Origin of the sequence: Halomonas sp. MCCC 1A11062 (assembly GCF_021404355.1) — a bacterium.
Taxonomy (GTDB): Bacteria; Pseudomonadota; Gammaproteobacteria; order Pseudomonadales; family Halomonadaceae; genus Halomonas; species Halomonas aerodenitrificans.
On record NZ_JABFTW010000002.1, the window covers coordinates 200,917 to 224,812 of the forward strand.

A 23,896-nucleotide genomic window follows, 5' to 3' on the forward strand; every position below is an offset into this window, starting at 1 on the left:
CCATGAGCACGACCCTGCCCCCCCTCGACGGCAAGCGCGCGGTGATCACCGGCGGCGGCAGCGGCATCGGTGCCGACATGGCGCTGGCCTTCGCCGAGGCCGGCGCGAAGGTGACCATCACCGGGCGCCGTATCGCTGCGCTCGACGCCTTGGCCGAACGCCATCCCAACATCGCTACCGCTGTCGCCGACGTAACCCGCGAGGCTGACATGGTCGCCCTGTTCGAGCGCCTGGGCGAGGTCGATATCGTGATCGCCAACGCCGGGGCCGCCGAGAGCGCGCCGCTGGCCAGAACCGGGCTCGATCAGTGGCAGCGCATGCTCGACGTCAACCTGACCGGCGTGTTCCTGACCCTGCGCGAGGGCCTAAAGCACGTGCGCGACGGCGGCCGATTGATCGCCGTGGCCTCCACCGCCGGGCTCAAGGGCTACCCCTACGTGGCGCCCTACTGCGCCGCCAAGCACGGCGTGGTGGGCCTGGTACGCGCCCTGGCCCAGGAAGTGGCGGGACGCGACATCACTGTCAACGCACTGTGTCCCGGCTTCACCGAGACCCCGCTGCTGGAAGAGAGCATCGCCACCATCGTCGCCAAGACCGGGCAGACGGCGGAGCAGGCCCGCGCCCACCTGCAGTCGACCAACCCCAGCGGCCGGCTGATCCAGCCCGCCGAGGTCACCGCCACCGCGCTGTGGCTGTGCGGCCCGCACAGTAGCGCCATTCATGGCCAGGCGATCTCCATTTCGGGAGGCGAGACATGAGCGCACCAAAGGCAAAATCCGACGCCCTGAGCAAGGAGCGCCTGCGCCTGTGGCTGCGCATGCTCAGAGTGACCCGTCAGGTGGAAGCGGCGCTGCGCGAGAAGCTGCGCCTGGAGTTCGACTCCACCCTGCCGCGCTTCGACGTCATGGCCGCGCTCTATCGCGACCGCGAGGGGCTGAAGATGAACGAGCTCTCCAAGCGGCTGCGCGTCTCCAACGGCAACGTCACCGGTATCGTCGACCGCCTGGCCGAGGACGGCCTGGTGGAGCGCATCGCCATCGAAGGGGACCGCCGCGCCACCCTGGTACGCCTCACCTCCGCCGGCTGTGATGCCTTCACCGTCATGGCCGAGGCCCACGAGGGCTGGGTCGACGAACTGCTGGATGGCGTCGATGCCGAGGATGCCCACCACATCGGCGAGCTGCTGCACCGCTTGCCGGCCGACACGGGAGCACGACCATGAAACTGGCCGACCTGACGCCCAGGCATTTCCTGTGGCGCATGGAGGGCGAAGTGGCGGTGATCCGCCTCGACCGCCCCGAACGCAAGAATCCGCTTACCTTCGACAGCTACGCCGAGCTGCGCGACACCTTTCGCAATCTGGTCTATGCCGAGGACGTCAAGGCCGTGGTGTTCGCCGCCAACGGCGGCAACTTCTGCTCCGGCGGCGACGTCCACGAGATCATCGCCCCGCTGGTAGGACGTGACATGAAGGGGCTGCTCGAATTCACCCGCATGACCGGCGACCTGGTCAAGGCAATGATCCACTGCGGCAAGCCGGTGATCAGCGCGGTGGACGGCGTCTGCGTCGGCGCCGGCGCCATCATCGCCATGGCCTCGGACATTCGCTTCGCCACGCCTCGAGCCAGCACCGCCTTCCTCTTCACCCGGGTGGGCCTGGCCGGCTGCGACATGGGGGCCTGCGCCATGCTGCCGCGCATCATCGGCCAGGGCCGCGCCGCCGACCTGCTCTACAGCGGGCGCAGCATGAGCGCGGAAGAGGGCCATCAGTGGGGCTTCTACAATCGTCTGGTCGAGCCCGATGCGCTGGAAGCCGAGGCCATCGCCTACGCCACCCGTCTGGCTCAGGGCCCGACCTTTGCCCACGGCATCACCAAGACCCAGCTCAACCAGGAGTGGTCGATGAGCCTGGAGCAGGCCATCGAGGCCGAGGCCCAGGCCCAGGCGATCTGCATGCAGACCCGCGACTTCGAGCGCGCCTACCGCGCCTTCGCCGCCAAACAGAAGCCGGTCTTCGAGGGGGATTGATGAGCGATACGAGCTTTCTCGACTGGCCCTTCTTCGAGGCCCGCCATCGCGACCTGGCCAAGCGCCTGGAAGCATGGTGCCAGCGCGAGTTGCCCCGCGACCACGCCGACGTCGACGCTACCTGCATCCAGCTGGTGCGCGACCTGGGTCGGGCGGGCTTCCTCGAGGGCACTGCGGGGGACGCCATCGACGTACGCAGCCTGTGTCTGATCCGTGAAACCCTGGCCCGCCACGACGGCCTGGCCGACTTCGCCTTCGCCATGCAGGGGCTCGGCACCGGGGCCATCAGCCTGTTCGGCAGCGCCGAGCAAAAGCAGTGGCTGGACAGGACCCGCCGCGGCGAGGCGCTGGCCGCCTTCGCCCTTAGCGAGCCGCGCTCGGGCTCCGACGTGGCCCAGTTGGATACTACCGCCGAGCGCGACGGCGACGGTTACCGCATCAACGGCGAGAAGACCTGGATTTCCAACGGCGGCATCGCCGATGTGTACACCCTGTTCGCCCGCACCGGCGAGGGGCCGGGGGCCAAGGGGCTCTCCTGCTTCCTGGTGCCGGCCGACACGCCGGGGCTCGAAATCCGCGAACGGCTGGAGACCATCTCGCCCCACCCGCTGGCCCGGCTCGGCTTCGCCGACATGCGCCTGCCGGCCAGCGCCATGATCGGCCAGCCCGGCCAGGGCTTTCGCATCGCCATGGCGGTGCTCGACGTGTTCCGCTCCACGGTGGGCGCCGCCGCCCTGGGCTTCGCCCGCCGCGCGCTGGACGAGTCGCTGGACCGGGCCAGGAACCGCGAGCTGTTCGGCGCCAGCCTGGCCGACCTGCAGATGGTGCAGGGCCACCTGGCGGAGATGGCGCTGGACGTGGACGCCGCCGCGCTGCTGGTCTATCGCGCCGCCTGGACCAAAGACATGGGCGCCGAGCGGGTCACCCGCGAGGCGGCCATGGCCAAGCTCTACGCCACCGACCGCGCTCAGCAGGTGATCGACCAGGCGGTGCAGCTGCACGGCGGCGACGGCGTGCGCAAGGGCCACATCGTCGAGAGCCTGTATCGCGAGATCCGCGCGCTGCGCATCTATGAAGGCGCCTCGGACGTGCAGAAGGTGGTGATCGCCCGCAGCGCACTGGCGGAGAACCGACCGGGCACGAACTGAGCAAACGAAACAAGACCAATAACCAAAGCGACGAGACACGCCAGCCAGACCCGTATCCCCTGTCGACGCTTCGGCGCCGAACAACAACAACGACGTACGGAGAATGGTCATGAACGCACCGTCGGCTCACGCCGATACCTTTGCCCGGGACAACCTGCCTCCCGTGCATGAATGGCCCGAGCTCAGGCTCGACGGCTTCGACTATCCCGAGCGGCTCAACGCCGCGGTGGAGCTCTGCGACCGCTGGCTCGAGCGTGGCCATGGCGAACGCGTGGCGCTGATCGGCAACGGCCGACGACGCAGCTACCGCGAGCTTGCCGAGTGGAGCAACCGCCTGGCCCACGCCCTGGTGGAAGAGCTCGGCGTGCGCCCCGGCAACCGGGTGCTGATCCGCTCGGCCAACAACCCGGCCATGGTCGCCTGCTGGCTGGCCGCGACCAAGGCCGGCGCGGTGGTGGTCAACACCATGCCGATGCTGCGCGCGAGCGAACTGACCCAGATCGTCGACAAGGCCGAGATCGCTCTGGCCCTGTGCGATACCCGCCTGCTCGACGAGCTCGAGGCCTGCGCCGCCGGAAGCGCCTTCCTGAAGCGAGTGGTCGGCTTCGACGGCACGGCCAACCACGATGCCGAACTCGACCGACTGGCGCTGGACAAGCCCACCGAGTTCGAGGCGGTCGCCACCGCCGCCGACGATGTCGCCCTGCTCGGCTTCACCTCCGGCACCACCGGCCAGCCCAAGGCCACCATGCACTTCCATCGCGATCTGCTGATCATCGCCGACGGCTACGCCCGCGAGGTGCTGCAAGTGAGTGCGGACGACGTCTTCGTCGGCTCGCCACCGCTGGCCTTCACCTTCGGCCTCGGCGGGCTGGCCATCTTCCCGCTGCGCTTCGGTGCCAGCGCCGTGCTGCTGGAGAAGGCCACGCCGCCCAACATGATGGAAATCATCCGCGAGCATCGTGCCACCGTCGTATTTACTGCCCCCACCGCCTATCGCACCATGCTCGCCTCGCTCGAAAGCGGCGAGGAACTCGACAGCCTGCGCCTGGCGGTCTCGGCCGGCGAAACGTTGCCGGCACCGATCTACCATGAATGGATCGAGAAGACCGGCAAGCCGATCCTCGACGGCATCGGGGCCACGGAGATGCTGCACATCTTCATCTCCAACCATCTGGACGACCATCGCCCGGGCTGCACCGGCAAGCCGGTGGCCGGCTACGAGGCCAAGGTCGTCGATGCCGAGATGAACGAGCTGCCCCGCGGCGAAGTGGGACGCTTGGCGGTGCGCGGTCCTACGGGCTGTCGCTACCTGAACGACGTACGGCAGCTCAAATATGTTCGCGACGGCTGGAACATCACTGGCGATGCCTTCTACCAGGACGAGGAGGGTTACTTCCACTTCGCCGCGCGCAACGACGACATGATCGTCTCGGCCGGCTACAACATCGCCGGCCCCGAGGTGGAAGCCGCCCTGCTGGCCCACGAGGCGGTGGCGGAGTGTGCCGTAATCGGCGCACCGAATGGAGAGCGTGGGCAGATCGTCGAGGCCTTCGTGGTACTGTCTCCCGGGGTCGAGCCGGATGCCGAGTGCGTCGAGCGGTTGCAGCAGTTCGTCAAGCAGCGCATCGCCCCCTACAAGTATCCGCGCTCGGTGCGCTTCGTCGAGGCGTTGCCGAAGACGGCCACCGGCAAGGTGCAGCGCTTCCGGCTGCGCCAGGAGCATTATCCTGGCGATTGATGACCGAGCCAGGCGATTGATGGCCGAGCCAGGCGATTGATGGCCGGACATTGGAAGGTCCGATGGTGGATCAGACTGACGGCGGAAAACGGCCCGACAGCCATGGCTGACGGGCCAACCTAACGAGGCGCTGGACACGTTGCGCCGATGAGACAAAAACGAGAGCGAAGAGGGGTATCTTCATGAAGAAACTAGCCAGCCTTGGCCTCGGCCTGCTGATGACCGCCAGCATGACGGCAGCCCAGGCCGATGAGGTCAGAATCGGCATGATCACGACACTTTCCGGCGGCGGCTCGCATCTGGGCGTGGACGTACGCGACGGCTTCATGCTGGCCATGGAGCGCTCGGGACGTGATGACGTGCGCGTGTTGATCCAGGACGACGCCAACCGTCCCGACCTGGCGCGCAGCCTCTCCAACGAGTTCATGCAGCGCGACAACGTCGACATTCTTACCGGCATCATCTGGTCGAATCTGGCCATGGCGGTTGTGCCGGCGGCCGTGCGCCAGGGTACCTTCTACATTTCCCCCAACGCCGGGCCCTCCGACCTGGCCGGGCGCATGTGTCACGAGAACTACTTCAACGTCGCCTATCAGAACGATAACCTGCACGGGGCCATGGGCGCCTACATGCGCGAACAGGGCTTCGAGCGGCCCATCCTGCTGGCGCCCAACTACCCCGCCGGCACCGACGCCCTGGCCGGCTTCAAGCATCTCTACGAAGGTGAAGTCGTCGACGAGATCTACACCCAGATGGGACAGACCGACTACGCCGCCGAGATCGCCCGGATCCGTGCCAGCAACGCCGACAGCCTGTTCTTCTTCCTGCCCGGCGGCATGGGCATCTCGTTCATGAAGCAGTGGGAGAACTCCGGCGTCGACCTGCCGGTGTTCGGTGCCGCCTTCTCCTTCGACGAGACCATCATCAAGGCGGTGGGCAGCGCCGCCATCGGCGCCATGAATACCTCGCTGTGGGCCTACGATCTCGACAACGAGGCCAACCACGCCTTCGTCGAGGCGTTCCGTGAGGCCTACGGCCGCACGCCGACGCTGTATGCCGCCCAGGGCTACGACACCGCCAACCTGATCCTGAGCGCGCTGGAGAAGGCCCACCCGAGCGATCAGGATGCCTTCCGCGAAGCCCTGCGCGAAGCCGATTTCGACACGGTGCGCGGCAAGTTCCGTTTCGGCCCCAACCACCATCCGATCCAGGACATCTATGTACGCGAGGTGGTCGAGGGTGACGACGGCCAGCCCACCAACCGTCTGATCGGCATCGCCGTGGAGGACATCCAGGACATCTATCACGAGCAGTGCCAGATGTGATGCAACGCCAGTGCCGCCGGGCCGAGGGTTCGGCGGCGCCTTCCTTGCCTTTCACGGTTGACGCTTCATGACATTATTCATCGAACAGCTCATCAACGGCCTTCAGCTCGGTACCATGCTGTTCCTGATGGCCAGCGGCCTGACCCTGGTGTTCGGGGTCATGGGACTGATCAACCTGGCCCATGGCTCCTTCTACATGGTGGGCGCCTACGCCACGGCGCTGGTGACCGCCGCCACCGGCTCCTTCTTCGTCGGCCTGGTCGCGGGTATCGCCGTGGCCGCCGCGGTGGGCGCCCTGGTGGAGCTGATCGTGATCCGCCGGCTCTATCACCGTCCGCACCTGGACCAGGTGCTGGCCACCTTCGCCCTGATCCTGATCTTCTCGGAGGGCACGCGCTGGGTGTTCGGCTCCTCGCCGCTGTGGCTCAACCCGCCGGCCATGCTGTCGGGCTCGGTCACGCTGCCCGGCGGGCTGCGCTACCCCATCTACCGGCTGGTGATCATCGCCGTGGGCGTGGCCGTGGCGGTGGGCATGTACTTCCTGATCACCCGTACCCGGCTCGGCATGCGCATCCGTGCCGGCGAGAGCGACCGCGAGATGATCGGCGCCCTGGGCGTCAACATCGCCCGGCTCTACACCCTGGTGTTCGCCATGGGCGCGGCGCTGGCCGGCCTGGCCGGCGCGATGGTCGGTGCCCTGCAGTCGGTGCAGGTGGGCATGGGCGAACCGGTGCTGATCCTGGCCTTCGTGGTGATCGTGATCGGCGGCATCGGCTCGATCAAGGGAGCGCTGTACGGCGCCATCCTGGTCGGCGTGGTGGATACCCTGGGGCGAGTGTTCCTGCCCGCCTTCTTCCGCCAGTTCATGAGCCCCTCGGAGGCCGCCGGCGTCGGCTCGGCCATCGCCGCCATGCTCATCTACATCATGATGGCCGCCATCCTCGCCTTCAAACCCAAGGGACTGTTTGCCGCCAATGAATAAGTCCAACACCTCGACGCTCGCGCCCCAGCCGGGGCTGCCGACACCGGCGGCCAGCTGGTACGACCGCAAGGGGCTGGTGCAGATCGGCCTGCTGGCCTTCCTGCTGCTGGTGCCCCTGACGCTCTATTTCCTCGGTCACATCTACTACGTCAATCTGGCCTCGCGCATCACCCTGATCGCCATGGCCGCAGTGGGCCTCAACCTGGCCATCGGCTACGGCGGCATGATCAGCTTCGGCCACGCCGCCTACTTCGGTCTGGGCGGCTACGTGGCCGGCATCAGCGCCTATCACGCTTTCGACTTCACCCCGGTGATCGGCTGGCCCATCGCCATTCCCGGCAGCGACAGCATGCTGGTGATCTGGCTCGCGGCAATCCTGCTGTGCGGCCTGCTGGCGCTGGCCATCGGTGCCATCTCGCTGCGCACCACCGGGGTCTACTTCATCATGATCACCCTGGCCTTCGCCCAGATGATGTACTACTTCGCCAACTCCTGGCCCACCTACGGCGGTGAGGACGGCCTGCCGATCTTCCTGCGCAACGGCCTGCCGTGGGTGGATACCAACGATGCCCTGACCTTCTTTCTGATCTGCTTCGGCGGGCTCGTGCTCTCGCTCGCCCTCACCTCGCGGATCATGAAGTCGCGCTTCGGCGCCGCACTCACCATGGCGCGGCTCAACGACACGCGGCTTGCCACCGCCGGTGTCTCGCCCTACCCCATTCGCCTGGTCGCCTTCGTCATCTCGGCGATGATCACCGGGCTGGCCGGAGCACTCTACGCCGACCTCAACGGCTTCGTCAGTCCCACCATGCTGAGCTGGCACATGTCCGGCGAACTGATGGTGATCGTGATACTCGGCGGCGTGGGCCGGCTCTACGGACCGCTGGCCGGCGCGCTGCTGTTCGTGATGATGGAGACTCTGCTGGGCGGCATGACCGAGTACTGGCAGCTGTTCCTCGGCCTGGTGCTGCTGTTCGTGGTGCTGTTCGCCAAGCATGGCGTGATGGGCTGGCTGGCCGGGAGGGAGCGTCATGAGTGAAGCCGTGCTCGAACTCATCGATCTCAACAAGCGCTTCGGCGCCCTGCAGGCGACCCGCGACGTCTCGCTGGATCTGTACCCCGGCGAGATCCATGCCCTGATCGGTCCCAACGGCGCCGGCAAGTCGACCCTGATCGGCCAGATCGCCGGCAGCCTGAAACCCGACTCCGGCCGTATCGTGCTGGCCGGTCAGGAGATCACCTCACTCAGCGTGGCCCAGCGGGCCCGGCTGGGGCTGGGGCGCAGCTTTCAGGTCTCGTCGCTGGCCGAGCCGCTGTCGGTGAAGCGCAACGTGATGATCGCCGTACAGGCGCTGCAGGGCCACAGCTTCCGCTTCTGGAAACCGGTGCAGCACGACGAAAGCCTGCTGGCCCCGGCGCTGGAAGCACTGGAGCGCATGGCGCTCACCCACCGTGCCGACACCCAGGTGGCCGAACTCTCCCACGGCGAGCGCCGCCAGGTCGAGGTGGCCTGCGCGCTGGCACTCAAGCCCCGGGTACTGTTGCTCGACGAACCCATGGCCGGGCTCGGGCCGGAGGGCACGGCACACCTCACCGAGCTGCTCGAGGCGCTCAAGCTCGAGGTACCGATCCTGCTGATCGAGCACGACATGGACGCCGTGTTCCGCCTCGCCGACCGTATCTCTGTGCTGGTGGCCGGCGGTGTGATCGCCCACGGCGACAGCGCCGCGATCCGCGCCAACCCGCAAGTCCGCGAAGCCTATCTGGGAGAGGCGACATGCTGAACGTCACCGCGATCGAGACCTTCTACGGCCCCTCCCAGGCGCTGTTCGGCGTCGACCTGAGCGTTCGGGCCGGCGAGATGATGGCACTGATGGGGCGCAACGGCATGGGCAAGACCACCACCATCCGCTCCATCTTCGGCCTCACCCCGGCACGCAGCGGCAGCATCACCTTCGAGTCGCAGGATCTGCGGCGCCTGCCGTCGTATCGCATCGCCCAGGCAGGCCTCGGTCTGGTGCCCGAGGGGCGGCGCTGCTTCCCCAACCTCTCGGTGCGCGAGAACCTGGTGGTCACGGCGCGTCCCGGCTACTGGAGCCTGGCGCGGGTGGAGAAGCTCTTCCCCCGCCTGGCCGAGCGGCGCACCCAGATGGCGCGCACCCTCTCCGGCGGCGAGCAGCAGATGCTCGCCATCGGTCGCGCGTTGATGACCAACCCCAGGCTGCTGGTGCTCGACGAAGCCACCGAGGGTCTCGCCCCGGTGATCCGTCAGGAGATCTGGGCCGCCATTCGCGAGCTCAAGACCCAGGGGCAATCCACCCTGATCGTCGACAAGTCGCTGGCCGAGCTGCTGCCGGTGGCCGACCGCTGCACCATCCTGGAGAAAGGACGCACGGTGTGGACGGGAGAGCCGGCCGCACTCGACGACGGTCTGCGCGACCGTTACCTGGGCGTCTGAGAGGAAGCCGCCATGCCATTCGTCACCCAGCGCAAGGTGCGCTTCCAACACTGCGACCCGGCAGGCATCGTGTTCTATCCGCGCTACTACGAGATGCTCAACTCGGTGGTGGAGGACTATTTCGCCGAATCGGTGGGCCACGACTTCAATCGGCTCCACGTGGAGAGCCGTACCGGCGTGCCCACGGCGCATATCGAGACCGACTTCCATGCCCCCAGCCGGTTGGGCGACACGCTCACCTTCGAGCTCACGCTGCGTGACGTCGGCCGCACCAGCCTGACCCTGCGCACTGTGGCCCACTGCAACGGCGAACCGCGCCTGACCTGCCATTCCACCCTGGTATTCGTCGACCTGGACAGCGGCCGCCCCCTGCCCTGGCCCGACGACATGCGCCGGCACTTCGCCCAGGACTGCCAACAAGGATATCAAGATGAATGACGCCATCTCGCACCAGTTGCTCCACCCCTCTCACTGGAAGGCCGCCGTGGGCTACGCCAACGGCGTGCTGGCCACCGGCCGTACGATCTTCGTCGGCGGTCAGATCGGCTGGAACGGCGATCAGGTCTTCGAGAGCGACGACTTCGTCGCCCAGGTGCACCAGGCACTGACCAATATCGTCGAGGTATTGAAGGAAGCCGACGCCGGACCCCAGCACCTGGTGCGGCTGACCTGGTACGTGACCGACAAGCAGGAGTATCTGTCCCGGCTCAAGGAGGTGGGTGCCGCCTATCGCGAGGTGGTGGGCAAGCACTTCCCGGCCATGACCATGGTCCAGGTGGCCGACCTGATCGAGGATCGAGCCAAGGTGGAGATCGAAGCGACCGCCGTCATCCCCAGCGCCTGATCAGCCGCCGTGAAAGGCCGCGATACGCTGCACGAAGCGCCCGCCCGGCACGTAGTGGTCGAGAATGGTGAAGTGATCGTCGCCGGGCGAGAGCTCGGCGCTCACCCCCATGCCCTGGGCCTCGAGGTGCTCGGCGTGGGCATGCATCTGACGGGCGAACTCCGTGGACTCCTCGCCGCCCGCGACCAGATGCACCGGCGCGGCTACCCGACAGGGCTGGAACAGCGGACTGTAGTCGGTGACGTCGCGGCCGGTGAGCTGCAGCTTGGGCTGCAGCCACGACCAGGGAAAGGGCCGCAGGTCATAGAGCCCGCTGACGCACAGGGCGCCTTCGAGCAGATCGTCGGGCAGGCCGTACACGCCTTGCCAGTCGGTGGCCAGCAGCATGGCGGTCATGTGGCCGCCGGCGGAGTGGCCCGAGACGCTGAGTCGTGAAGGATCGACGCCCAGCGAGGCACCATGGCGATAGGCCCACGCCACCGCGGCGCGCGCCTGCCTCACCACTTCGCCGAACGCCACCGTGGGGCACAGCGCATAGTTCACCACAGCCACGCTGATGCCCGCCTCTAGCAGACCCTCGGCCACGAAGCCGAATTCCCGATGGCCCAGCGAGCGCCAGTAACCGCCGTGGAAGAACAGGTGCAGCGGCGCACCCTCGGCCTCGGCGTGGTAGACGTCCATGCATTCGGCCAGGGTCGGCCCGAAGGCGAGGTTCTCGGTGACGCGGCAGCGCTTGCGCAGCGCGTTGCTGCGTGCCTGCCAATCGCCAAGCAGCGCGGCCGGGTCGCGGCCGCGCATGGGATCGTACTCCCGGTCGATGGCTTCCTGGGTGGTGAAGTCCCGGTAGAGCATGCGTTTCCTTGTTCTTGTTGTGTCATTTCGCCCCGGTCACGCCGGGCGGTGGCTGCCGTTCAGGCTCGAGCGAGGCTGGCGAAAGGCGCCGAGCAGGATGCCCAGGGGCGCCACGGCCAGGATCACGAAGCCGATCAGCGTCCAGCCCGGCAGCGAGATGCCCATCAAGAGGAAATCGATCTCGGCGCACTCGCCGGAGCCGGAGAGTACCATGGCGACCACGTCACGCATGGGCAGGATGTCCATCATGTAGTCGAGACCGGGCCCGCAGCTCGGCACCTGGTCCGGCGGCAGCGACTGCAGCCACAGGTGGCGCCAGGCCACGCCGATGCCGCCCAGCACCGCGGCAAGCGACAGACCGCCGTAGAGCGCGGCGCCGACTCGCCCACGGGGGTTGTGGATGGCGGCCACGAGGAACACCGCCGCCGCCGCCAGCACGGCGACCCGCTGGAAGATGCACAGCGGACAGGGCTCGAGCCCGCCGATGTGCTCCAGGCCCAGCGCGACGCCCATCATCAAGGCGCAGAAGGCCAGCCCGGCCAGGCTCCACTGGCGCACGGAGAGGCGCCGCAAGGTATCGGGCATCATCTGCCTCCCTGACTCGCCATGGCCACCCGGGGTTCGCGGGCGCTGGCGAAGTACTCATCGAGAAATGCGTCGAAGTGCAGCGCATCGGCGTCTTCGATATCACGCTGCTGCTGATGCGAAGTACCGACCAGCTGTTCGAAGTTGGCCGCTCGTGCCGGCTCGATGGGTTCCCGACGAAACCGCTCGGCATGCTCGCCGGCGATGGCCAGGCAGGCCTCGATGAACTCCTCGCCGGTCGACTCCAGCCGCGCCAGCAGCCGGCCGGAAGGCGTCAGCGACGGGTCCTCGAGCCAGGGGGCCAGCGCCGCCACGGCGTCCACATGGGGCGTGCCCTGCTCCAGTGAATCGAGCAGTTCGGCGGCCTGAGCGATCTCGGCGAAGATCTCTCCACCCCAATCGGCCACGCTGCGCTGCCGCCCGTTCTGCATCAGCCTGAGCTCGGGGTCGCGGCCGCGCTCGACGACCAGGCGCCGGTTGTCGTCAAGCCGGTCGCATTCGTCATCCGGAATCCAGGGGCTCTCGGCCAGCAGACACCACACCAGGAAGGCGTCGATGAAGCGCAGCCGCGCCTCGTCGATGCCCAGCGGCAGGAAGGGGTCGAGATCGAGACAGCGCACCTCGATGTACTCGACGCCGCGCGCCTCCAGCGCCTGGCTGGGGGTCTCGTCGTGACGGGTGACACGCTTGGGCCGGATGTCGCTGTAGTACTCGTTCTCGATCTGCAGGATGTTGGCGTTGAGCTGCTGCCAGTCGCTGCCGCTGCGCACGCCCAGCGCCTCGTAGGCGGGCCACGGCGTCTGGATGGCATGGCGCAGGGTACCGACATAGTTGGCCAGCGAGTTGAAGCAGATCTTCAGCTGCGCCTGCACCTTGTTCTGGTAGCCGAGATCGGACATGCGCAGGCTGGTGGCATAGGGCGACACCAGGGTATCGCGCCCGTGCGCATGCAGCTTGTCGGGAATGTTGCCCTCGGGCAGGAAGCTGCGGTCGAGTGCCGGCGAGGCGCCGAACAGGTAGAGCAGCAGCCAGCTGTGACGGCGGAAATTGCGGATCAGGCCGAAATAGCGGCTGGAGCGGTAGTCGTCGAGGTCGACGTCGTGAGCCCCATCGCGCTCGCGCAGCAGCGCCCACAGCTCGTCGGGTAGCGAGACGTTGTAGTGGATCCCGGCGATGGCCTGCATGATGCGGCCATAGCGCACGTCGAGCCCTTTGCGGTAGACGTGCTTCATGGTCCCCACGTTGGAGCTGCCGTAGTCGGCGATGATCACGCTGTCGTTGCCATCGAGGCGAGCCGGCATGCTGGCCGGCCAGATCAGCTCCTCGCCCAGATGGCGGTAGCTGAAGCGGTGCAGGTCGGCGAGGAAGTCGACCGCATCGCCGGGGCGGCAGTACACAGGCGTGATGTACTCCAGCAGCGCCTCGGAATAATCCGTGGTGATGTGCGGATGCGTCAGCTTGGAGCCCAGCGCGTACGGGTGCGGCGTGGCGGCGATACGCCCCGCACCATCGACCCGCAACCCCTCCTTCTCCAGGCCGCGGCGCAGGCGCCCGAAGCGACCCTGAGCCGCCAGCTCGGTGAGGCGTGTAACGGTAGCAGTGTAATTTTCAGACAAGGCGTGGACCCCGTGTCTAGGAGGCCTTCAATGGGCCTCTCGGTCGAAGCATGTCGGCCGCCTACGACGGCCGAACACGCCAATGATGTCGAGAGTATGGCGACACAGGCGCCAGGATCAAGATTTGCCCTTTCTGGCCTTGAGCAGAGCCGCTCCCAGCGCACCCATCTGGTTGGGCTGAGACTGCTCCCGGGGCGCATTGTTGCGCGGTGCCTTGCCCTGACCGCCACGCCGTTCGCCCTGGCTGGCGCGCGACGATCTGCCGCTGCTCTTGCCACCCTCTGCCTCGCCGGGCTGATCGTCGAGACGCATCGAGAGCCCGATGCGCGCGCGTTCGAGATCCACGCTCATCACCTTGACCTTGACGATGTCGCCGGCCTTGACCACCGAGCGCGGATCCTCGACGAACTTGTCCGATAGCGCCGAGATGTGCACCAGGCCATCCTGATGCACGCCGATGTCGACGAAGGCTCCGAAGTGAGTGACGTTGGTCACGCTGCCTTCGAGAATCATGCCCGGCTCCAGGTCCTTGAGCGTCTCCACCCCCTCGCGGAACTCGGCGGCCTTGAACTCGGGGCGCGGGTCACGGCCCGGCTTGTCGAGCTCCTTGAGAATGTCGCTGATGGTCGGCACACCGAAGCGTTCGTCGGCAAACTCGGCGGGCTTGACCGTCTTCAGCGTGGAGCTGTCGCCGATCAGGCTGGCCACCGGGCGACCGCTGCGGCTGGCGATACGCTCCACCACCGGGTACGCCTCAGGGTGCACGGCGCTGGCATCGAGCGGGTTGTCGCCGTTCATGATGCGCAGGAAGCCGGCGCACTGCTCGAAGGTCTTGGGCCCCAGGCGGCTAACATCGAGCAGCTGCTTGCGGCTGGCGAAGGCGCCCTCGGCGTTGCGCCGGGCGACGATGGCCTCGGCCAGCGCCGGGTTGAGGCCGGCCACCCGCGACAGCAGCGCGCTGGAGGCGGTGTTGAGATCGACGCCGACGGCGTTCACGCAGTCCTCGATCACCGCCTCCAGACTCTTCGACAGCTGCAGCTGCGAAACGTCGTGCTGATACTGACCCACGCCGATGGACTTCGGTTCGATCTTGACCAGCTCGGCCAGCGGATCCTGCAGGCGCCGGGCGATGGAGACCGCGCCGCGGATGGTGACGTCGAGTTCGGGCAGCTCGCGGGAGGCATACTCCGACGCCGAGTAGACCGAGGCCCCGGCCTCGCTGACCATCACCTTGGAGAGCGGTTTCTTGCCAGCGAACAATTTGAGCAGGTCGCCGGCCAGCTTGTCGGTCTCGCGGCTGGCCGTGCCGTTGCCCACGGCGATCAGCGCCACGTCGTGCTTGTCCACCAGCTTGGCCAGCAGTGCCAGGGACTCGTTCCAGGCGTTGCGCGGCGCATGGGGGAAGATCGTGGCGTGCTCGAGGAACTGGCCGGTGGCGTCCACCACCGCCACCTTGCAGCCGGTGCGCAGGCCCGGGTCGATGGCCAGGGTCGCCTTTTGCCCCGCCGGGGCGGCCAGCAGCAGGTCCTTCAGGTTGGCGGCGAAGACCTCGATGGCATCGAGCTCGGCGCGTTCGCGCAGCCGCCCCATCAGTTCGGTCTCGAGGTGGGTGTAGAGCTTGACCCGCCAGGTCCAGCGCACCACGTCGGCCAGCCACTTGTCGGCAGCACGCCCCTCGTCATGGATATCGCAATGCCTGGCGATGGCCACCTGGGCCGGGTGAATCGGCGCCTCGTCCTCGCCGGGCAGGCGGATGGCCAGGGTCAGCACGCCCTCGTTGCGCCCGCGGAACATCGCCAGCGCGCGATGCGACGGCGTCTTGGCCAGCGCCTCGTCGTGCTCGAAGTAATCGGAGAACTTGGCGCCCTCGCGCTCCTTGCCGGCAATCACCCGAGCGCTGAGCTCGCCTTCGCTCCACAGCCGCTCGCGCAGCGAACCGACCAGCTCGGGATCCTCGGCAAAACGCTCCATGAGGATCTGGCGCGCGCCGTCCAGCGCCGCCTTGGCGTCCTCGATGGCCGGAATGTCGCCCTCGGCGGGGCGCAGGTAGTTGGCGGCCTCGCTCTCGGGGTCGAGGGTGGGATCGGCCAGCAGCGCATCGGCCAGCGGCTCGAGACCTGCCTCGCGGGCGATCTGGGCCTTGGTACGGCGCTTCTTCTTGTAAGGCAGGTAGAGGTCTTCCAGGCGCTGCTTGGTATCGGCGGCCTGGATCTGTCCCGCCAGCTCCGGCGTCAGCTTGCCCTGTTCATCGATGGCGGCGAGTACGGCGACACGGCGCTCCTCCAGCTCACGCAGATAACGCAGGCGCTCGTCGAGATTGCGCAGCTGGGTGTCGTCGAGGCCGCCGGTGACCTCCTTGCGGTAACGGGCGATGAAGGGCACGGTAGCGCCGCCATCGAGCAGTTCCACGGTAGCGGAGACCTGCTGCGGGCGAACGGCGAGTTCCTCGGCGAGGCGCGAAATGATCCGGGTCGTGGCGTCCATGACTTCCTTGGTATTGCGACAGCGAAAGATCGCGCCAAGGTACCACAAACGCCACGCCCTCGCCGCCAGGATCAGCGTCGCCAGCCGATGTCGTCCCAGAAGTGACGGCGGGCCTCGCGAGCCGCCTCGTGCCGGGTCAGGCCGATGTCGCGCAACTGGTGGTCGCTGAGTTCGAGCAGTTGGCTGCGCTCGTGGCGCAGCTGCACCAGGCGATCCATGCGCCGCGCCCAGCGCCACAGCTCGACGATGAAGCGCAAACGTCCGCGGGTGCGAGGTACGCAGTGGGGTGAGGCATGCTCACAGTCTATCGCTGCCTTCATGTTCATGCGGTGCTTCCTCCTTCCGATGATGCGATGGAGAAAGTCTCGACGAGGCGCTAGAATCAATCCAACGAATAGTTATTATGCCCATCATCACACTGCTTGATGAAACAACCTGCGAAACTGCTGGGAAGAACGGCCATGCTCCACACCATCGACCATGAACTGCTGCGCACCTTCGTCGCCATCGTCGACCACGGCGGTTTCACCCGCGCGGCCCAGGCGGTCAATCGCACCCAGTCCGCCGTCAGCATGCAGATCAAGCGGCTCGAGGAGGACGTGATCCAGCGACCGCTGTTCGAGCGTCAGGGGCGCCAGATGCATCTGACCAGCGAAGGTACCACGCTGCTTGGCTACGCCCGCCGCATCCTCGCCCTGCAGGGCGAGGCGCTCAACATGCTGCGTGAGCCGGACATGGTCGGACGGGTGCGTATCGGCGTGCCCGACGACTTCGTCATGCGCTTCCTGCCGGGCATTCTGAAATCGTTTTCGCAGACCTGGCCGCTGGTGGACGTCGAAGTGCAGTGCGCCCCCTCCTCGGAACTGCTCGGGCGCCAGCAGGGCAGTCTGGATCTGAGCATCGTGACCCGTGAAGTGGGTCAGGAGATCGGCACCATCCTGCGCCGTGAGGAGACGGTCTGGGTGGTGGCGGAGAGCCACCCGGTGCACCGCCAGTCGCCGCTGCCCCTGGCGCTGTTCGAGGAGCCCTGCTTCTGTCGCCGGCACGCCTGCAACGCCCTGACCCGCGCCGGGCGTCAGTATCGCATCGCCTACTCCAGCCCCAGCCTGGCCACGCTGCAGGCGGTAGTGGGTGCCGGGCTTGCCGTCTCCGCACTGATGAAGAGTCTGGTTACGCCCGGGATGCGGGTGCTCGACGAGGCGGACGGTCTGCCCCCGCTGCCGGACGGTTCCATCGTGCTGATGCGCTCGCCCGAGGCCAGCTCACCGGCAGTGGATGGGCTGGCGCAGCACATCGTCGAGGGCTTCAGGTAGCCGCCGGCACGAAGGTCAGCGCCAGGCCGTTGTTGCACCAGCGCAGGCCGGTGGGCTCGGGGCCGTCGCTGAACACATGGCCCTGATGCCCGCCGCAGCGAGCGCAGTGATATTCGCGCCGCGGCCAGATCAGGCTGAAATCGAGCTGGCTGAGCAGATGCCCCTCGATGTGATCGAAGAAGCTCGGCCAGCCGGTGCCGGAGTCGTACTTCATGGCGCTCTCGAACAGCGGCAGATCGCAGCCGGCGCAGCGGTACTCCCCATCGCGCCACTCCTTGTCGAGCGGACTCGAAAACGGCGGCTCGGTACCGTGGTCACGCAGGATCTCGAACTGCTCAGGCGTGAGGCGCTCGCGCCATTCGTCGCGTGACAGCTCGATTCGCTCCAGGCCCGGCGCCGGCTCGAGGCTGAGCCTCGGGAACCCCCAGCCAACCCCCGGCAGCAGCCAGGCGGCACCACCCGCACCCAGCGCGCCGAGAAAGTGACGACGTTTCATTGTTCTCCCCCAGCGCCGCTGCGCGACGCCACCAGACATGAGTGAGTGCCCTTTACGCTCAGACCCGCGACGTATTGAGCGGTTCGCTATTGGCCGGACCTCGCTTCTCGTCTAGAGTCGAACGTCTCTCACAAGGCGCCGTGGGCTCGATCGTGCACCGATTCATGACACGCTGGCACTCCCTGATGGCCTGTCTCGGCCTGCTGGCCCTGACGCTGGCTATCGGCGGGCCATTGCTGAGCCAGACCCAGCGCCTGCTCGAAGCCCAATCGGCGCCTCATCCCACGCATCATCAGACCGCACATCACCACCACGCCACCACAGCAGCTCATGCCAATGCGCACTCGCATGGGCACGCCACCGCCGCAAACGGCCATGACGATCACCTGGCGGCCTGCGGTTACTGTCCGCTCTTCCTGCACATGCCGGGGATGCTGGTACAGGACGCCGTCACTCTTGCCCGGCCCGCTGTTTCCCCCGCTCCCCTTGGCGCCGGCATTTATCGCCCGCACACAGGCCAGCGGTATCGGCTCTATCATGGCCGCGCTCCACCGCTTCGCTCCCTCGTTTGATCTTCGGTTCGTCGCGAGGACTCCCAGCTCTGGGCAGCTCTCGTGACCGTTCGTCCCCTGATCAGGAGCGTTTCTCCATGTCTCGACAACCGGCGACGGCTCCCCGTCGCACCGGCAGGCTACTGCTTGCCTTGGTAACCCGGCTGCACGCCTATATCGGCCTCTTCGTTGCCCCCTTCATGCTGGTGGCGGCACTCTCCGGCATTGCCTACGTCCTGACGCCCTCGCTCGAGGCCTGGCTCTACCGCGATGCATTGAATGGTGTACAGGGCGGGACGGCACAGCCGCTTGCCCTGCAGGTCGAAGTGGCACAGCGTGCGCTGAGCACGGGCGACATGCCGGCAGTCGTCCGACCGGCGCCGCATCCGGGCGGAACCACTCGGGTCATGTTCGCGTCAGCCGAGCTCGGTCCCTCGCAGCATCGTGCCCTCTTCATAGATCCAGTAAGCCTCGAGATCAAGGGCGACATGCCGGTGTATGGCACCAGCGGCGTGCTGCCTCTGCGCACTACCATCGACCTGTTCCACCGTGAGCTGCTGATGGGCGACATCGGCCGGTACTACAGCGAACTCGCCGCCTCCTGGCTGTGGGTAGCTGCCTTCGGCGGGCTGGCCCTGTGGCTGCAGCGCCGCCGAGCGCTACGAGCCCAGCAAGGGCCGGCGGCCCTGCGCCGCCGGCATGCCACCCTGGGCATGGTGGCAGCACTAGGGCTGGTGTTCTTCTCAATTACCGGCCTGACCTGGTCGCAGTGGGCGGGCGGCAACATCGCCGAGCTGCGCCACGCCTGGGGCTGGGGTACGCCTAGCGTAACCACACAGCTCCCCGAGGCGGTGCCCCAGGCGCACGACGCTCATGGCGAGCACGGTGAGCACAGCCATGCTCAAGCGCCGGATGCGGGGGTGAGCCTGGCGGACTTCGATCTCGCCCTGAGCGCTGCCCGCACGGCCGGCATCGATGCAGCACTGCTGCAGATCGAGCCGCCACGCAGCGCAGACAGAGCCTGGCGAGTGGTGGAGATCGATCGCAGTTGGCCAACCCAGGTGGATCAGGTCGCCCTGCATCCACAGACCATGGCCGTCATCGACCGTACCGATTTCACCACCTTCCCCCTGGCCGCCAAGCTCACCCGCTGGGGCATCGACCTACACATGGGTGTGCTCTTCGGCCTGCCCAACCAGTTGGCCCTGGCGGCGATGGCCGGCTGCCTGGTGGTGCTGGTGTGCTGGGGCTATACGATGTGGTGGCGACGTCTGCGAGCAGCCCGGCACAGAAGCCGGGAAACGCTGAGTGAGATCTTCGTGGCGCTGCCTTGGGGCGCTCGGCTGGGCGTGCTGATGACGGCCGTGGCGCTGGGCCTGGCGCTACCGGTACTGGGCGCGAGCCTGGCCCTGTTCGCGGTGGTGGATGTGCTGCGCTGGCGGTCGGACCGGCGACGAGAGCCTCGGCTCGCCTAATCCCGATAACGCAACGGGGGAGAGGCTAGCGCCTCTCCCCCGTTGTCAACGCCAGAGCTTTCGGCTTCAGGTCAGGCTGGGCCCGGCCTTGACGATGGCTTCGCTGACGCCGTCGAACTTCTTGAAGTTGTCGACGAACTTGGCGGCCAGGTCACGCAGCTTGCGGTCATAGGCGGCCTGGTCTTCCCAGGTCTCGCGCGGGTCGAGCAGGCTCGAGTCGACGCCGGGCACTGCAACCGGCACGTCCAGGTTGAGGCCCTCGATGCGCTTGGTCTCGACTTCGCGCAGCACGCCGGACTGGATGGCGCTGATGATCGCGCGAGTGGTCGGGATGGAGAAGCGCGAACCGCCTTCACCGTACGAACCGCCGGTCCAGCCGGTATTGACCAGGTAGACCTGGGCGTCCTTGGCCTCGACGCGCTTGATCAGCAGGTCGGCGTAGACACGTGCCGGGCGCGGGAAGAACGGCGCACCGAAGCAGGTGGAGAAGGTCGCCGCCAGGCCTTCGGAAGAGCCCATCTCGGTGGAGCCCACCTTGGCGGTGTAGCCGGAGAGGAAGTGGTAGGCCGCCGCCTCCTTGGAGAGCACCGACACCGGCGGCAGCACGCCGGACATGTCGCAGGTCAGGAAGATGATGGCATTGGGCTCGCCGGCACGGTTCTCCGGCACGCGCTTCTCCACGTGCTCCAGCGGATAGGCGGCGCGGGAGTTCTGGGTCAGGCTGTCGTCGGTGTAATCGGGCTCGCGACGGTCGTCGAGTACCACGTTCTCGAGCACGGTGCCGAACTTGATGGCACTCCAGATCACCGGTTCGTTCTTCTCGGAGAGGTCGATGCACTTGGCGTAGCAGCCGCCCTCTACGTTGAACACGGTGCCGGGGCCCCAGCCGTGCTCGTCGTCGCCAATCAGGTAACGCGCCGGGTCGGCGGAAAGCGTGGTCTTGCCGGTGCCGGAAAGGCCGAAGAACAGCGCCGTATTGCCGTCTTCGCCGACGTTGGCCGAGCAGTGCATCGGCAGCACGTCGGAGGCCGGCAGCAGGAAGTTCTGTACCGAGAACATCGCCTTCTTCATCTCTCCGGCGTAGCGCATACCGGCGATCAGCACCTTCTTCTGCGCGAAGTTGATGATCACGGTGCCGTCGGAGTTGGTGCCGTCACGGTTCGGATCGCACTCGAAGTGAGGCGCGTTGAGGATGGTCCACTCCTCTTTCGCCGCAGGGTTGTAGCCCTCGGGGCGCACGAACATGGTACGACCGAAGAGGTTGTGCCAGGCCGTCTCGGTGGTCACCCGCACCGGCAGGTAGTGGGTCGGGTCGCTGCCCACGTGGAGTTCGGAAACGAAGCGGTCGCCGCTGTTCAGGTAGTCCTCGACACGCGCCCAGAGAGCATCGAACTTGGCGGCATCGAAGGGACGGTTGACGCTGCCCCAGTCGATATCACTGCTGGTCGAAGGCTCGTCGACGATGAAGCGATCCTTGGGCGAACGGCCGGTGCGCAGGCCAGTGTTCACCACCAAGGCGCCATTTGCGGCCAGGTGGCCCTCTCCGCGTGCCACGGCACGCTCGATGAGCTCGGCGCTGCTGAGATTGACGTGTGCTTGAGGAGCGGCTTGGGATGTGGTCATGTCGTTTCCTGGGCCTTGCGGCCGGTTCTCTCTCGTGTGCCAGGCGTCGATACGCCGTTGCGTTGCGTTTCCGATCGTCCCTGTGCGGATGCATGCCGTCTTGTAATGAGGCGATCGGCCATTAAGCGGGCGCCATTATGGCAAAAAGGAAGCCATCGGGAAACGAGAACTTTGACCGAAGTTCTTGTAGTTTTACTACTACATCGAGACATATCGCCGCAGGTTGACGACACCCGAACTTGTGCATTGCAGCATCGTCAGGCGAACGAACGAGACGCCCCTCGAGACACCTCGTTCGTCGTGACCAGCAGGGGGATCAGTGCAGCGTGGGAGCAGCGCCACCCTGCTCGTGCAGCAGCGCCTCGATTTCACTCTCGCCGAAGCGGTAATGGGTGTGGCAGAAGTGGCACTGGGTCTCGATCTCGCCCTGCTCGGCCAGCACGTTGCGTAACTCTTCGCCCCCCAGGGTCAGCAGCGCTTCCGCAATGCGTTCCCGCGAGCAGGTGCAGCCGAAACGCAGCGCCTTGGGCTCGAACACCCTCACCGTCTCTTCGTGGTAGAGCCGGTGCAGCAGCTCGCGCTGTTCTAGCCCCAGCAGTTCGTCGGTTTTCAGGGTCTTGGCCAGTTGCACGGTGCGTTCCCAGGCGTCCTCGTCCTGGTTCTGCGACTCATCCGGCAGGCGCTGCAGCAGCAGCCCGGCGGCACGTTGACCGTCGGCACGCAGCCACAGCTGGGTAGGCAGCTGCTCGGACTGCGAGAAGTAGGCCTCGAGACAGCCGGCCAGGCTGTCGTGATCCAGCGCCACGATACCCTGGTAGCGATTGCCCTCGCGGGGGTCGAGAGTGATGACAATATGGCCATCGCCAACCAGCTCGCGGAAAGCCGCCTCGCCCTCCGGCAGGCTGGCATCTTCGGCCAGGCGCGCGATGGCGCGCAGCTCACCACCCGGGTTGGACTCCGCCATCAGCAGCGACAGCTCTCCCTGCCCGCGCACCTCGATGCTGAGGATCCCGTCGAGCTTGACGGTGTCGGTGAGCAACGCCACCGCCGCCAGCAGCTCACCCAACAGGCGGTTGACGGCAGGCGGATAGCCGTGCCGCTCGAGCACTTCGCCGTAGGCCCGCTCCAGCGTGACGATCTCGCCACGGACATTGGTGCGTTCGAAAAGAAAGCGCTGGATCTGATCGGTCATCATCGGTTCCGGAAAAGTCATTCGTCATGCTGGCGCTGAAAGCGCTGAATGTCCCGACGCTGCTTCTTGTCGGGTCGTTTGAGCGGATGCTGCATGGCCTGATTGGTCAGGCGTCTGCCTTCGGCCTCACGCGCACGGCGCTCGACGCTCTCATCGGTCTCGCGGTAGAGTTCGCGGGCTTCGGGGGCGCCGCGGCGCTGGTCGGAGAGCGCCAGGACTTCCACTTCCCAGACGTCCCAGCCCTGAGGGACGCGAATCAGCGCCCCCACTTCCACGTTCTTGCTGGTCTTGGCGCGGCCGCCATTGTAATGCACCTTGCCGCCCTCGATGGCCTTCTTGGCCAGAGCCCGGGTCTTGAAGAAGCGGGCAGCCCACAGCCACTTGTCGAGTCTTACGTTATCCACCGACGCCTCCTGTCTCGCCAGGCTTGCCCTTGTCGCCACGTACCTTGTCGCCACGTACCTTGTCGCCACGTACTTTGTCGGCACGTACTTCAGAGGGTAGCGCTTCAGGCAGGATCGTGGCGAAGCGGTCCAGGGCAATGAACTCCTTGAGCTCCTTTTCCGGCTGCGTGCTGTCAGGCTGCTTGATACCCAGCAGATGGCGGATGCCGAACTCCCGGGCGCTCTCCAGCACCTCGGGATTGTCATCGATGAACAAGGTACGAGTCGGGTCGAAGGGCTCAACGTCCTGCAGCGCGAACCAGAACTCCTGGGCCTCCTTGGGCACGCCGAGATCAGCCGAGGAGACGATGGCATCCAGGTACTCTTCGAGGCCGGTGAGGGGCAGCTTGAGCTCGAGGCTCTCGCGATCGGCGTTGGTGGCCAACACCACCCTGGGATGCGCCTGCTTGAGCCATTTGAGGAAATCCAAAGCGTCGCTGCGCAGGCCGATCAGGTGCTGGATCTCGCGTTTGAGCGCCACGATGTCCACACCCAGCTCCCGGCTCCAGTAGGCCAGGCTGTACCAGTTCAAGGTGCCTTTCTCGCGAATGATACGCGAGCGCAGCTGCTCTTGCGTGGCCTCGTCGAGGCGATGCAGCTCGACGTAGCGGCGAGGAAGATGCTCCAGCCAGAAGTGGCTGTCGAAGTGAAGGTCGAGCAGTGTGCCGTCCATGTCCAGCAGAACGGTATCGATGGCGCGCCAGTCGATCATGGCGACTCCCGGTAGCATCTGAGCGGTG

At 66.6% G+C, this 23,896-nt stretch carries 25 protein-coding genes; 14 read left to right on the plus strand and 11 right to left on the minus strand.

The genetic code is table 11. The features are described from left to right. Positions 1-2 precede the first annotated feature (2 nt). From HOP58_RS03430 to HOP58_RS03485, 12 genes are all read left to right on the plus strand, one after another. A complete protein-coding gene (locus HOP58_RS03430) occupies positions 3-758 on the plus strand; it encodes an SDR family NAD(P)-dependent oxidoreductase (protein ID WP_103968316.1) in 756 nt (251 codons plus the stop codon). Further along, positions 755-1,222 (plus strand): MarR family transcriptional regulator, encoded by a 468-nt coding sequence (locus tag HOP58_RS03435; protein ID WP_103968315.1) that lies wholly within the window; start codon positions 755-757, stop codon positions 1,220-1,222. The genes HOP58_RS03430 and HOP58_RS03435 overlap by 4 nt, the downstream gene beginning before the upstream one ends. Then, positions 1,219-2,028 (plus strand): enoyl-CoA hydratase family protein, encoded by an 810-nt coding sequence (locus tag HOP58_RS03440; protein ID WP_103968314.1) that lies wholly within the window; start codon positions 1,219-1,221, stop codon positions 2,026-2,028. The genes HOP58_RS03435 and HOP58_RS03440 overlap by 4 nt, the downstream gene beginning before the upstream one ends. After that, positions 2,028-3,176, plus strand: a complete 1,149-nt coding sequence (locus tag HOP58_RS03445; RefSeq protein ID WP_103968313.1) for an acyl-CoA dehydrogenase family protein — start codon at positions 2,028-2,030, stop codon at positions 3,174-3,176. The genes HOP58_RS03440 and HOP58_RS03445 overlap by 1 nt, the downstream gene beginning before the upstream one ends. A 109-nt stretch (positions 3,177-3,285) precedes the next feature. Further along, the gene (locus HOP58_RS03450) at positions 3,286-4,917 is read left to right on the plus strand and encodes a benzoate-CoA ligase family protein (RefSeq protein ID WP_234259569.1); all 1,632 of its coding nucleotides are present in this window, start codon (positions 3,286-3,288) and stop codon (positions 4,915-4,917) included. Positions 4,918-5,099: 182 nt separating this feature from the next. Then, the gene (locus HOP58_RS03455; protein ID WP_010627205.1) at positions 5,100-6,242 is read left to right on the plus strand and encodes an ABC transporter substrate-binding protein; all 1,143 of its coding nucleotides are present in this window, start codon (positions 5,100-5,102) and stop codon (positions 6,240-6,242) included. A 67-nt stretch (positions 6,243-6,309) separates the two neighbouring features. After that, positions 6,310-7,224: a branched-chain amino acid ABC transporter permease gene (locus tag HOP58_RS03460; RefSeq protein WP_010627204.1), complete on the plus strand. Its 915-nt coding sequence runs from the start codon at positions 6,310-6,312 to the stop codon at positions 7,222-7,224. Then, positions 7,217-8,263, plus strand: a complete 1,047-nt coding sequence (locus tag HOP58_RS03465) for a branched-chain amino acid ABC transporter permease (RefSeq protein ID WP_234259571.1) — start codon at positions 7,217-7,219, stop codon at positions 8,261-8,263. The genes HOP58_RS03460 and HOP58_RS03465 overlap by 8 nt, the downstream gene beginning before the upstream one ends. Next, a complete protein-coding gene (locus HOP58_RS03470; RefSeq protein ID WP_234259572.1) occupies positions 8,256-9,008 on the plus strand; it encodes an ABC transporter ATP-binding protein in 753 nt (250 codons plus the stop codon). The genes HOP58_RS03465 and HOP58_RS03470 overlap by 8 nt, the downstream gene beginning before the upstream one ends. Continuing rightward, on the plus strand, positions 9,002-9,682 hold the full coding sequence (locus HOP58_RS03475) for an ABC transporter ATP-binding protein (RefSeq protein WP_086509448.1): 681 nt from the start codon (positions 9,002-9,004) through the stop codon (positions 9,680-9,682). The genes HOP58_RS03470 and HOP58_RS03475 overlap by 7 nt, the downstream gene beginning before the upstream one ends. A 12-nt stretch (positions 9,683-9,694) precedes the next feature. After that, entirely contained in the window at positions 9,695-10,120 is a 426-nt protein-coding gene (locus HOP58_RS03480; RefSeq protein WP_234259573.1) for a thioesterase family protein, read from the plus strand. After that, positions 10,113-10,526 carry a Rid family hydrolase gene (locus HOP58_RS03485; protein ID WP_234244356.1) on the plus strand — a complete coding sequence of 138 codons (414 nt, stop codon included), beginning with the start codon at positions 10,113-10,115 and terminating at the stop codon, positions 10,524-10,526. The genes HOP58_RS03480 and HOP58_RS03485 overlap by 8 nt, the downstream gene beginning before the upstream one ends. On the opposite strand, the gene HOP58_RS03490 is transcribed toward HOP58_RS03485, so the two are convergent. The 5 genes from HOP58_RS03490 to HOP58_RS03510 all read right to left on the minus strand — a co-directional run bounded on the left by HOP58_RS03490 (position 10,527) and on the right by HOP58_RS03510 (position 16,389). Beyond that, a complete protein-coding gene (locus HOP58_RS03490) occupies positions 10,527-11,378 on the minus strand; it encodes an alpha/beta hydrolase (RefSeq protein ID WP_234259575.1) in 852 nt (283 codons plus the stop codon). It abuts the gene before it with no gap. Between the two features lie 36 nt (positions 11,379-11,414). Continuing rightward, the gene (locus HOP58_RS03495) at positions 11,415-11,963 is read right to left on the minus strand and encodes a disulfide bond formation protein B (protein ID WP_086509444.1); all 549 of its coding nucleotides are present in this window, start codon (positions 11,961-11,963) and stop codon (positions 11,415-11,417) included. Next, positions 11,963-13,579: a glutamate--cysteine ligase gene (gene gshA, locus HOP58_RS03500; protein WP_234259576.1), complete on the minus strand. Its 1,617-nt coding sequence runs from the start codon at positions 13,577-13,579 to the stop codon at positions 11,963-11,965. Before gshA ends, HOP58_RS03495 begins: the two co-directional genes overlap by 1 nt. A gap of 117 nt (positions 13,580-13,696) precedes the next feature. Continuing rightward, positions 13,697-16,063 carry a Tex family protein gene (locus HOP58_RS03505; RefSeq protein WP_234259577.1) on the minus strand — a complete coding sequence of 789 codons (2,367 nt, stop codon included), beginning with the start codon at positions 16,061-16,063 and terminating at the stop codon, positions 13,697-13,699. 71 nt (positions 16,064-16,134) lie between these two features. Next, a complete protein-coding gene (locus HOP58_RS03510; RefSeq protein ID WP_234259578.1) occupies positions 16,135-16,389 on the minus strand; it encodes a DUF1127 domain-containing protein in 255 nt (84 codons plus the stop codon). Positions 16,390-16,524: 135 nt separating this feature from the next. Between HOP58_RS03510 and HOP58_RS03515 the strand changes: the two genes are divergently transcribed. Then, complete coding sequence (locus HOP58_RS03515) at positions 16,525-17,376, plus strand: LysR substrate-binding domain-containing protein (protein WP_234259579.1); 852 nt, start codon at positions 16,525-16,527, stop codon at positions 17,374-17,376. Here the strand turns inward: HOP58_RS03515 and msrB are convergent. Continuing rightward, positions 17,369-17,872 carry a peptide-methionine (R)-S-oxide reductase MsrB gene (gene msrB, locus HOP58_RS03520; RefSeq protein ID WP_234259580.1) on the minus strand — a complete coding sequence of 168 codons (504 nt, stop codon included), beginning with the start codon at positions 17,870-17,872 and terminating at the stop codon, positions 17,369-17,371. The genes HOP58_RS03515 and msrB overlap by 8 nt on opposite strands. A 128-nt stretch (positions 17,873-18,000) precedes the next feature. Then, positions 18,001-18,411: a hypothetical protein gene (locus HOP58_RS03525; RefSeq protein ID WP_010627191.1), complete on the minus strand. Its 411-nt coding sequence runs from the start codon at positions 18,409-18,411 to the stop codon at positions 18,001-18,003. Between the two features lie 110 nt (positions 18,412-18,521). Here HOP58_RS03525 and HOP58_RS03530 point away from each other — a divergent pair, with 110 nt between their 5' ends. Continuing rightward, entirely contained in the window at positions 18,522-19,898 is a 1,377-nt protein-coding gene (locus tag HOP58_RS03530; protein WP_010627190.1) for a PepSY-associated TM helix domain-containing protein, read from the plus strand. Between the two features lie 66 nt (positions 19,899-19,964). Here HOP58_RS03530 and HOP58_RS03535 read toward each other — a convergent pair whose 3' ends face one another. The 4 genes from HOP58_RS03535 to yrfG all read right to left on the minus strand — a co-directional run bounded on the left by HOP58_RS03535 (position 19,965) and on the right by yrfG (position 23,868). Continuing rightward, positions 19,965-21,521, minus strand: a complete 1,557-nt coding sequence (locus tag HOP58_RS03535; RefSeq protein ID WP_234259581.1) for a phosphoenolpyruvate carboxykinase — start codon at positions 21,519-21,521, stop codon at positions 19,965-19,967. 316 nt (positions 21,522-21,837) lie between these two features. Then, complete coding sequence (gene hslO, locus HOP58_RS03540) at positions 21,838-22,713, minus strand: Hsp33 family molecular chaperone HslO (RefSeq protein ID WP_234259583.1); 876 nt, start codon at positions 22,711-22,713, stop codon at positions 21,838-21,840. Between the two features lie 17 nt (positions 22,714-22,730). After that, positions 22,731-23,117, minus strand: coding sequence for a ribosome-associated heat shock protein Hsp15 (gene hslR, locus HOP58_RS03545; protein ID WP_234259585.1), 387 nt, complete (start codon positions 23,115-23,117; stop codon positions 22,731-22,733). Beyond that, complete coding sequence (yrfG, locus tag HOP58_RS03550) at positions 23,110-23,868, minus strand: GMP/IMP nucleotidase (RefSeq protein WP_234259586.1); 759 nt, start codon at positions 23,866-23,868, stop codon at positions 23,110-23,112. Before yrfG ends, hslR begins: the two co-directional genes overlap by 8 nt. Positions 23,869-23,896 lie beyond the last annotated feature (28 nt).

Coding starts and splice junctions, on each gene's coding strand:
- HOP58_RS03430 (WP_103968316.1), top strand. CDS start 3: ATGAGCACGACCCTGCCCCCCCTCGACGGCAAGCGCGCGGTGATCACC.
- HOP58_RS03435 (WP_103968315.1), top strand. CDS start 755: ATGAGCGCACCAAAGGCAAAATCCGACGCCCTGAGCAAGGAGCGCCTG.
- HOP58_RS03440 (WP_103968314.1), top strand. CDS start 1,219: ATGAAACTGGCCGACCTGACGCCCAGGCATTTCCTGTGGCGCATGGAG.
- HOP58_RS03445 (WP_103968313.1), top strand. CDS start 2,028: ATGAGCGATACGAGCTTTCTCGACTGGCCCTTCTTCGAGGCCCGCCAT.
- HOP58_RS03450 (WP_234259569.1), top strand. CDS start 3,286: ATGAACGCACCGTCGGCTCACGCCGATACCTTTGCCCGGGACAACCTG.
- HOP58_RS03455 (WP_010627205.1), top strand. CDS start 5,100: ATGAAGAAACTAGCCAGCCTTGGCCTCGGCCTGCTGATGACCGCCAGC.
- HOP58_RS03460 (WP_010627204.1), top strand. CDS start 6,310: ATGACATTATTCATCGAACAGCTCATCAACGGCCTTCAGCTCGGTACC.
- HOP58_RS03465 (WP_234259571.1), top strand. CDS start 7,217: ATGAATAAGTCCAACACCTCGACGCTCGCGCCCCAGCCGGGGCTGCCG.
- HOP58_RS03470 (WP_234259572.1), top strand. CDS start 8,256: ATGAGTGAAGCCGTGCTCGAACTCATCGATCTCAACAAGCGCTTCGGC.
- HOP58_RS03475 (WP_086509448.1), top strand. CDS start 9,002: ATGCTGAACGTCACCGCGATCGAGACCTTCTACGGCCCCTCCCAGGCG.
- HOP58_RS03480 (WP_234259573.1), top strand. CDS start 9,695: ATGCCATTCGTCACCCAGCGCAAGGTGCGCTTCCAACACTGCGACCCG.
- HOP58_RS03485 (WP_234244356.1), top strand. CDS start 10,113: ATGAATGACGCCATCTCGCACCAGTTGCTCCACCCCTCTCACTGGAAG.
- HOP58_RS03490 (WP_234259575.1), bottom strand. CDS start 11,378: ATGCTCTACCGGGACTTCACCACCCAGGAAGCCATCGACCGGGAGTAC.
- HOP58_RS03495 (WP_086509444.1), bottom strand. CDS start 11,963: ATGCCCGATACCTTGCGGCGCCTCTCCGTGCGCCAGTGGAGCCTGGCC.
- HOP58_RS03505 (WP_234259577.1), bottom strand. CDS start 16,063: ATGGACGCCACGACCCGGATCATTTCGCGCCTCGCCGAGGAACTCGCC.
- HOP58_RS03510 (WP_234259578.1), bottom strand. CDS start 16,389: ATGAACATGAAGGCAGCGATAGACTGTGAGCATGCCTCACCCCACTGC.
- HOP58_RS03515 (WP_234259579.1), top strand. CDS start 16,525: ATGCTCCACACCATCGACCATGAACTGCTGCGCACCTTCGTCGCCATC.
- msrB (WP_234259580.1), bottom strand. CDS start 17,872: ATGAAACGTCGTCACTTTCTCGGCGCGCTGGGTGCGGGTGGTGCCGCC.
- HOP58_RS03525 (WP_010627191.1), bottom strand. CDS start 18,411: ATGATAGAGCCGATACCGCTGGCCTGTGTGCGGGCGATAAATGCCGGC.
- HOP58_RS03530 (WP_010627190.1), top strand. CDS start 18,522: ATGTCTCGACAACCGGCGACGGCTCCCCGTCGCACCGGCAGGCTACTG.
- HOP58_RS03535 (WP_234259581.1), bottom strand. CDS start 21,521: ATGACCACATCCCAAGCCGCTCCTCAAGCACACGTCAATCTCAGCAGC.
- hslO (WP_234259583.1), bottom strand. CDS start 22,713: ATGACCGATCAGATCCAGCGCTTTCTTTTCGAACGCACCAATGTCCGT.
- yrfG (WP_234259586.1), bottom strand. CDS start 23,868: ATGATCGACTGGCGCGCCATCGATACCGTTCTGCTGGACATGGACGGC.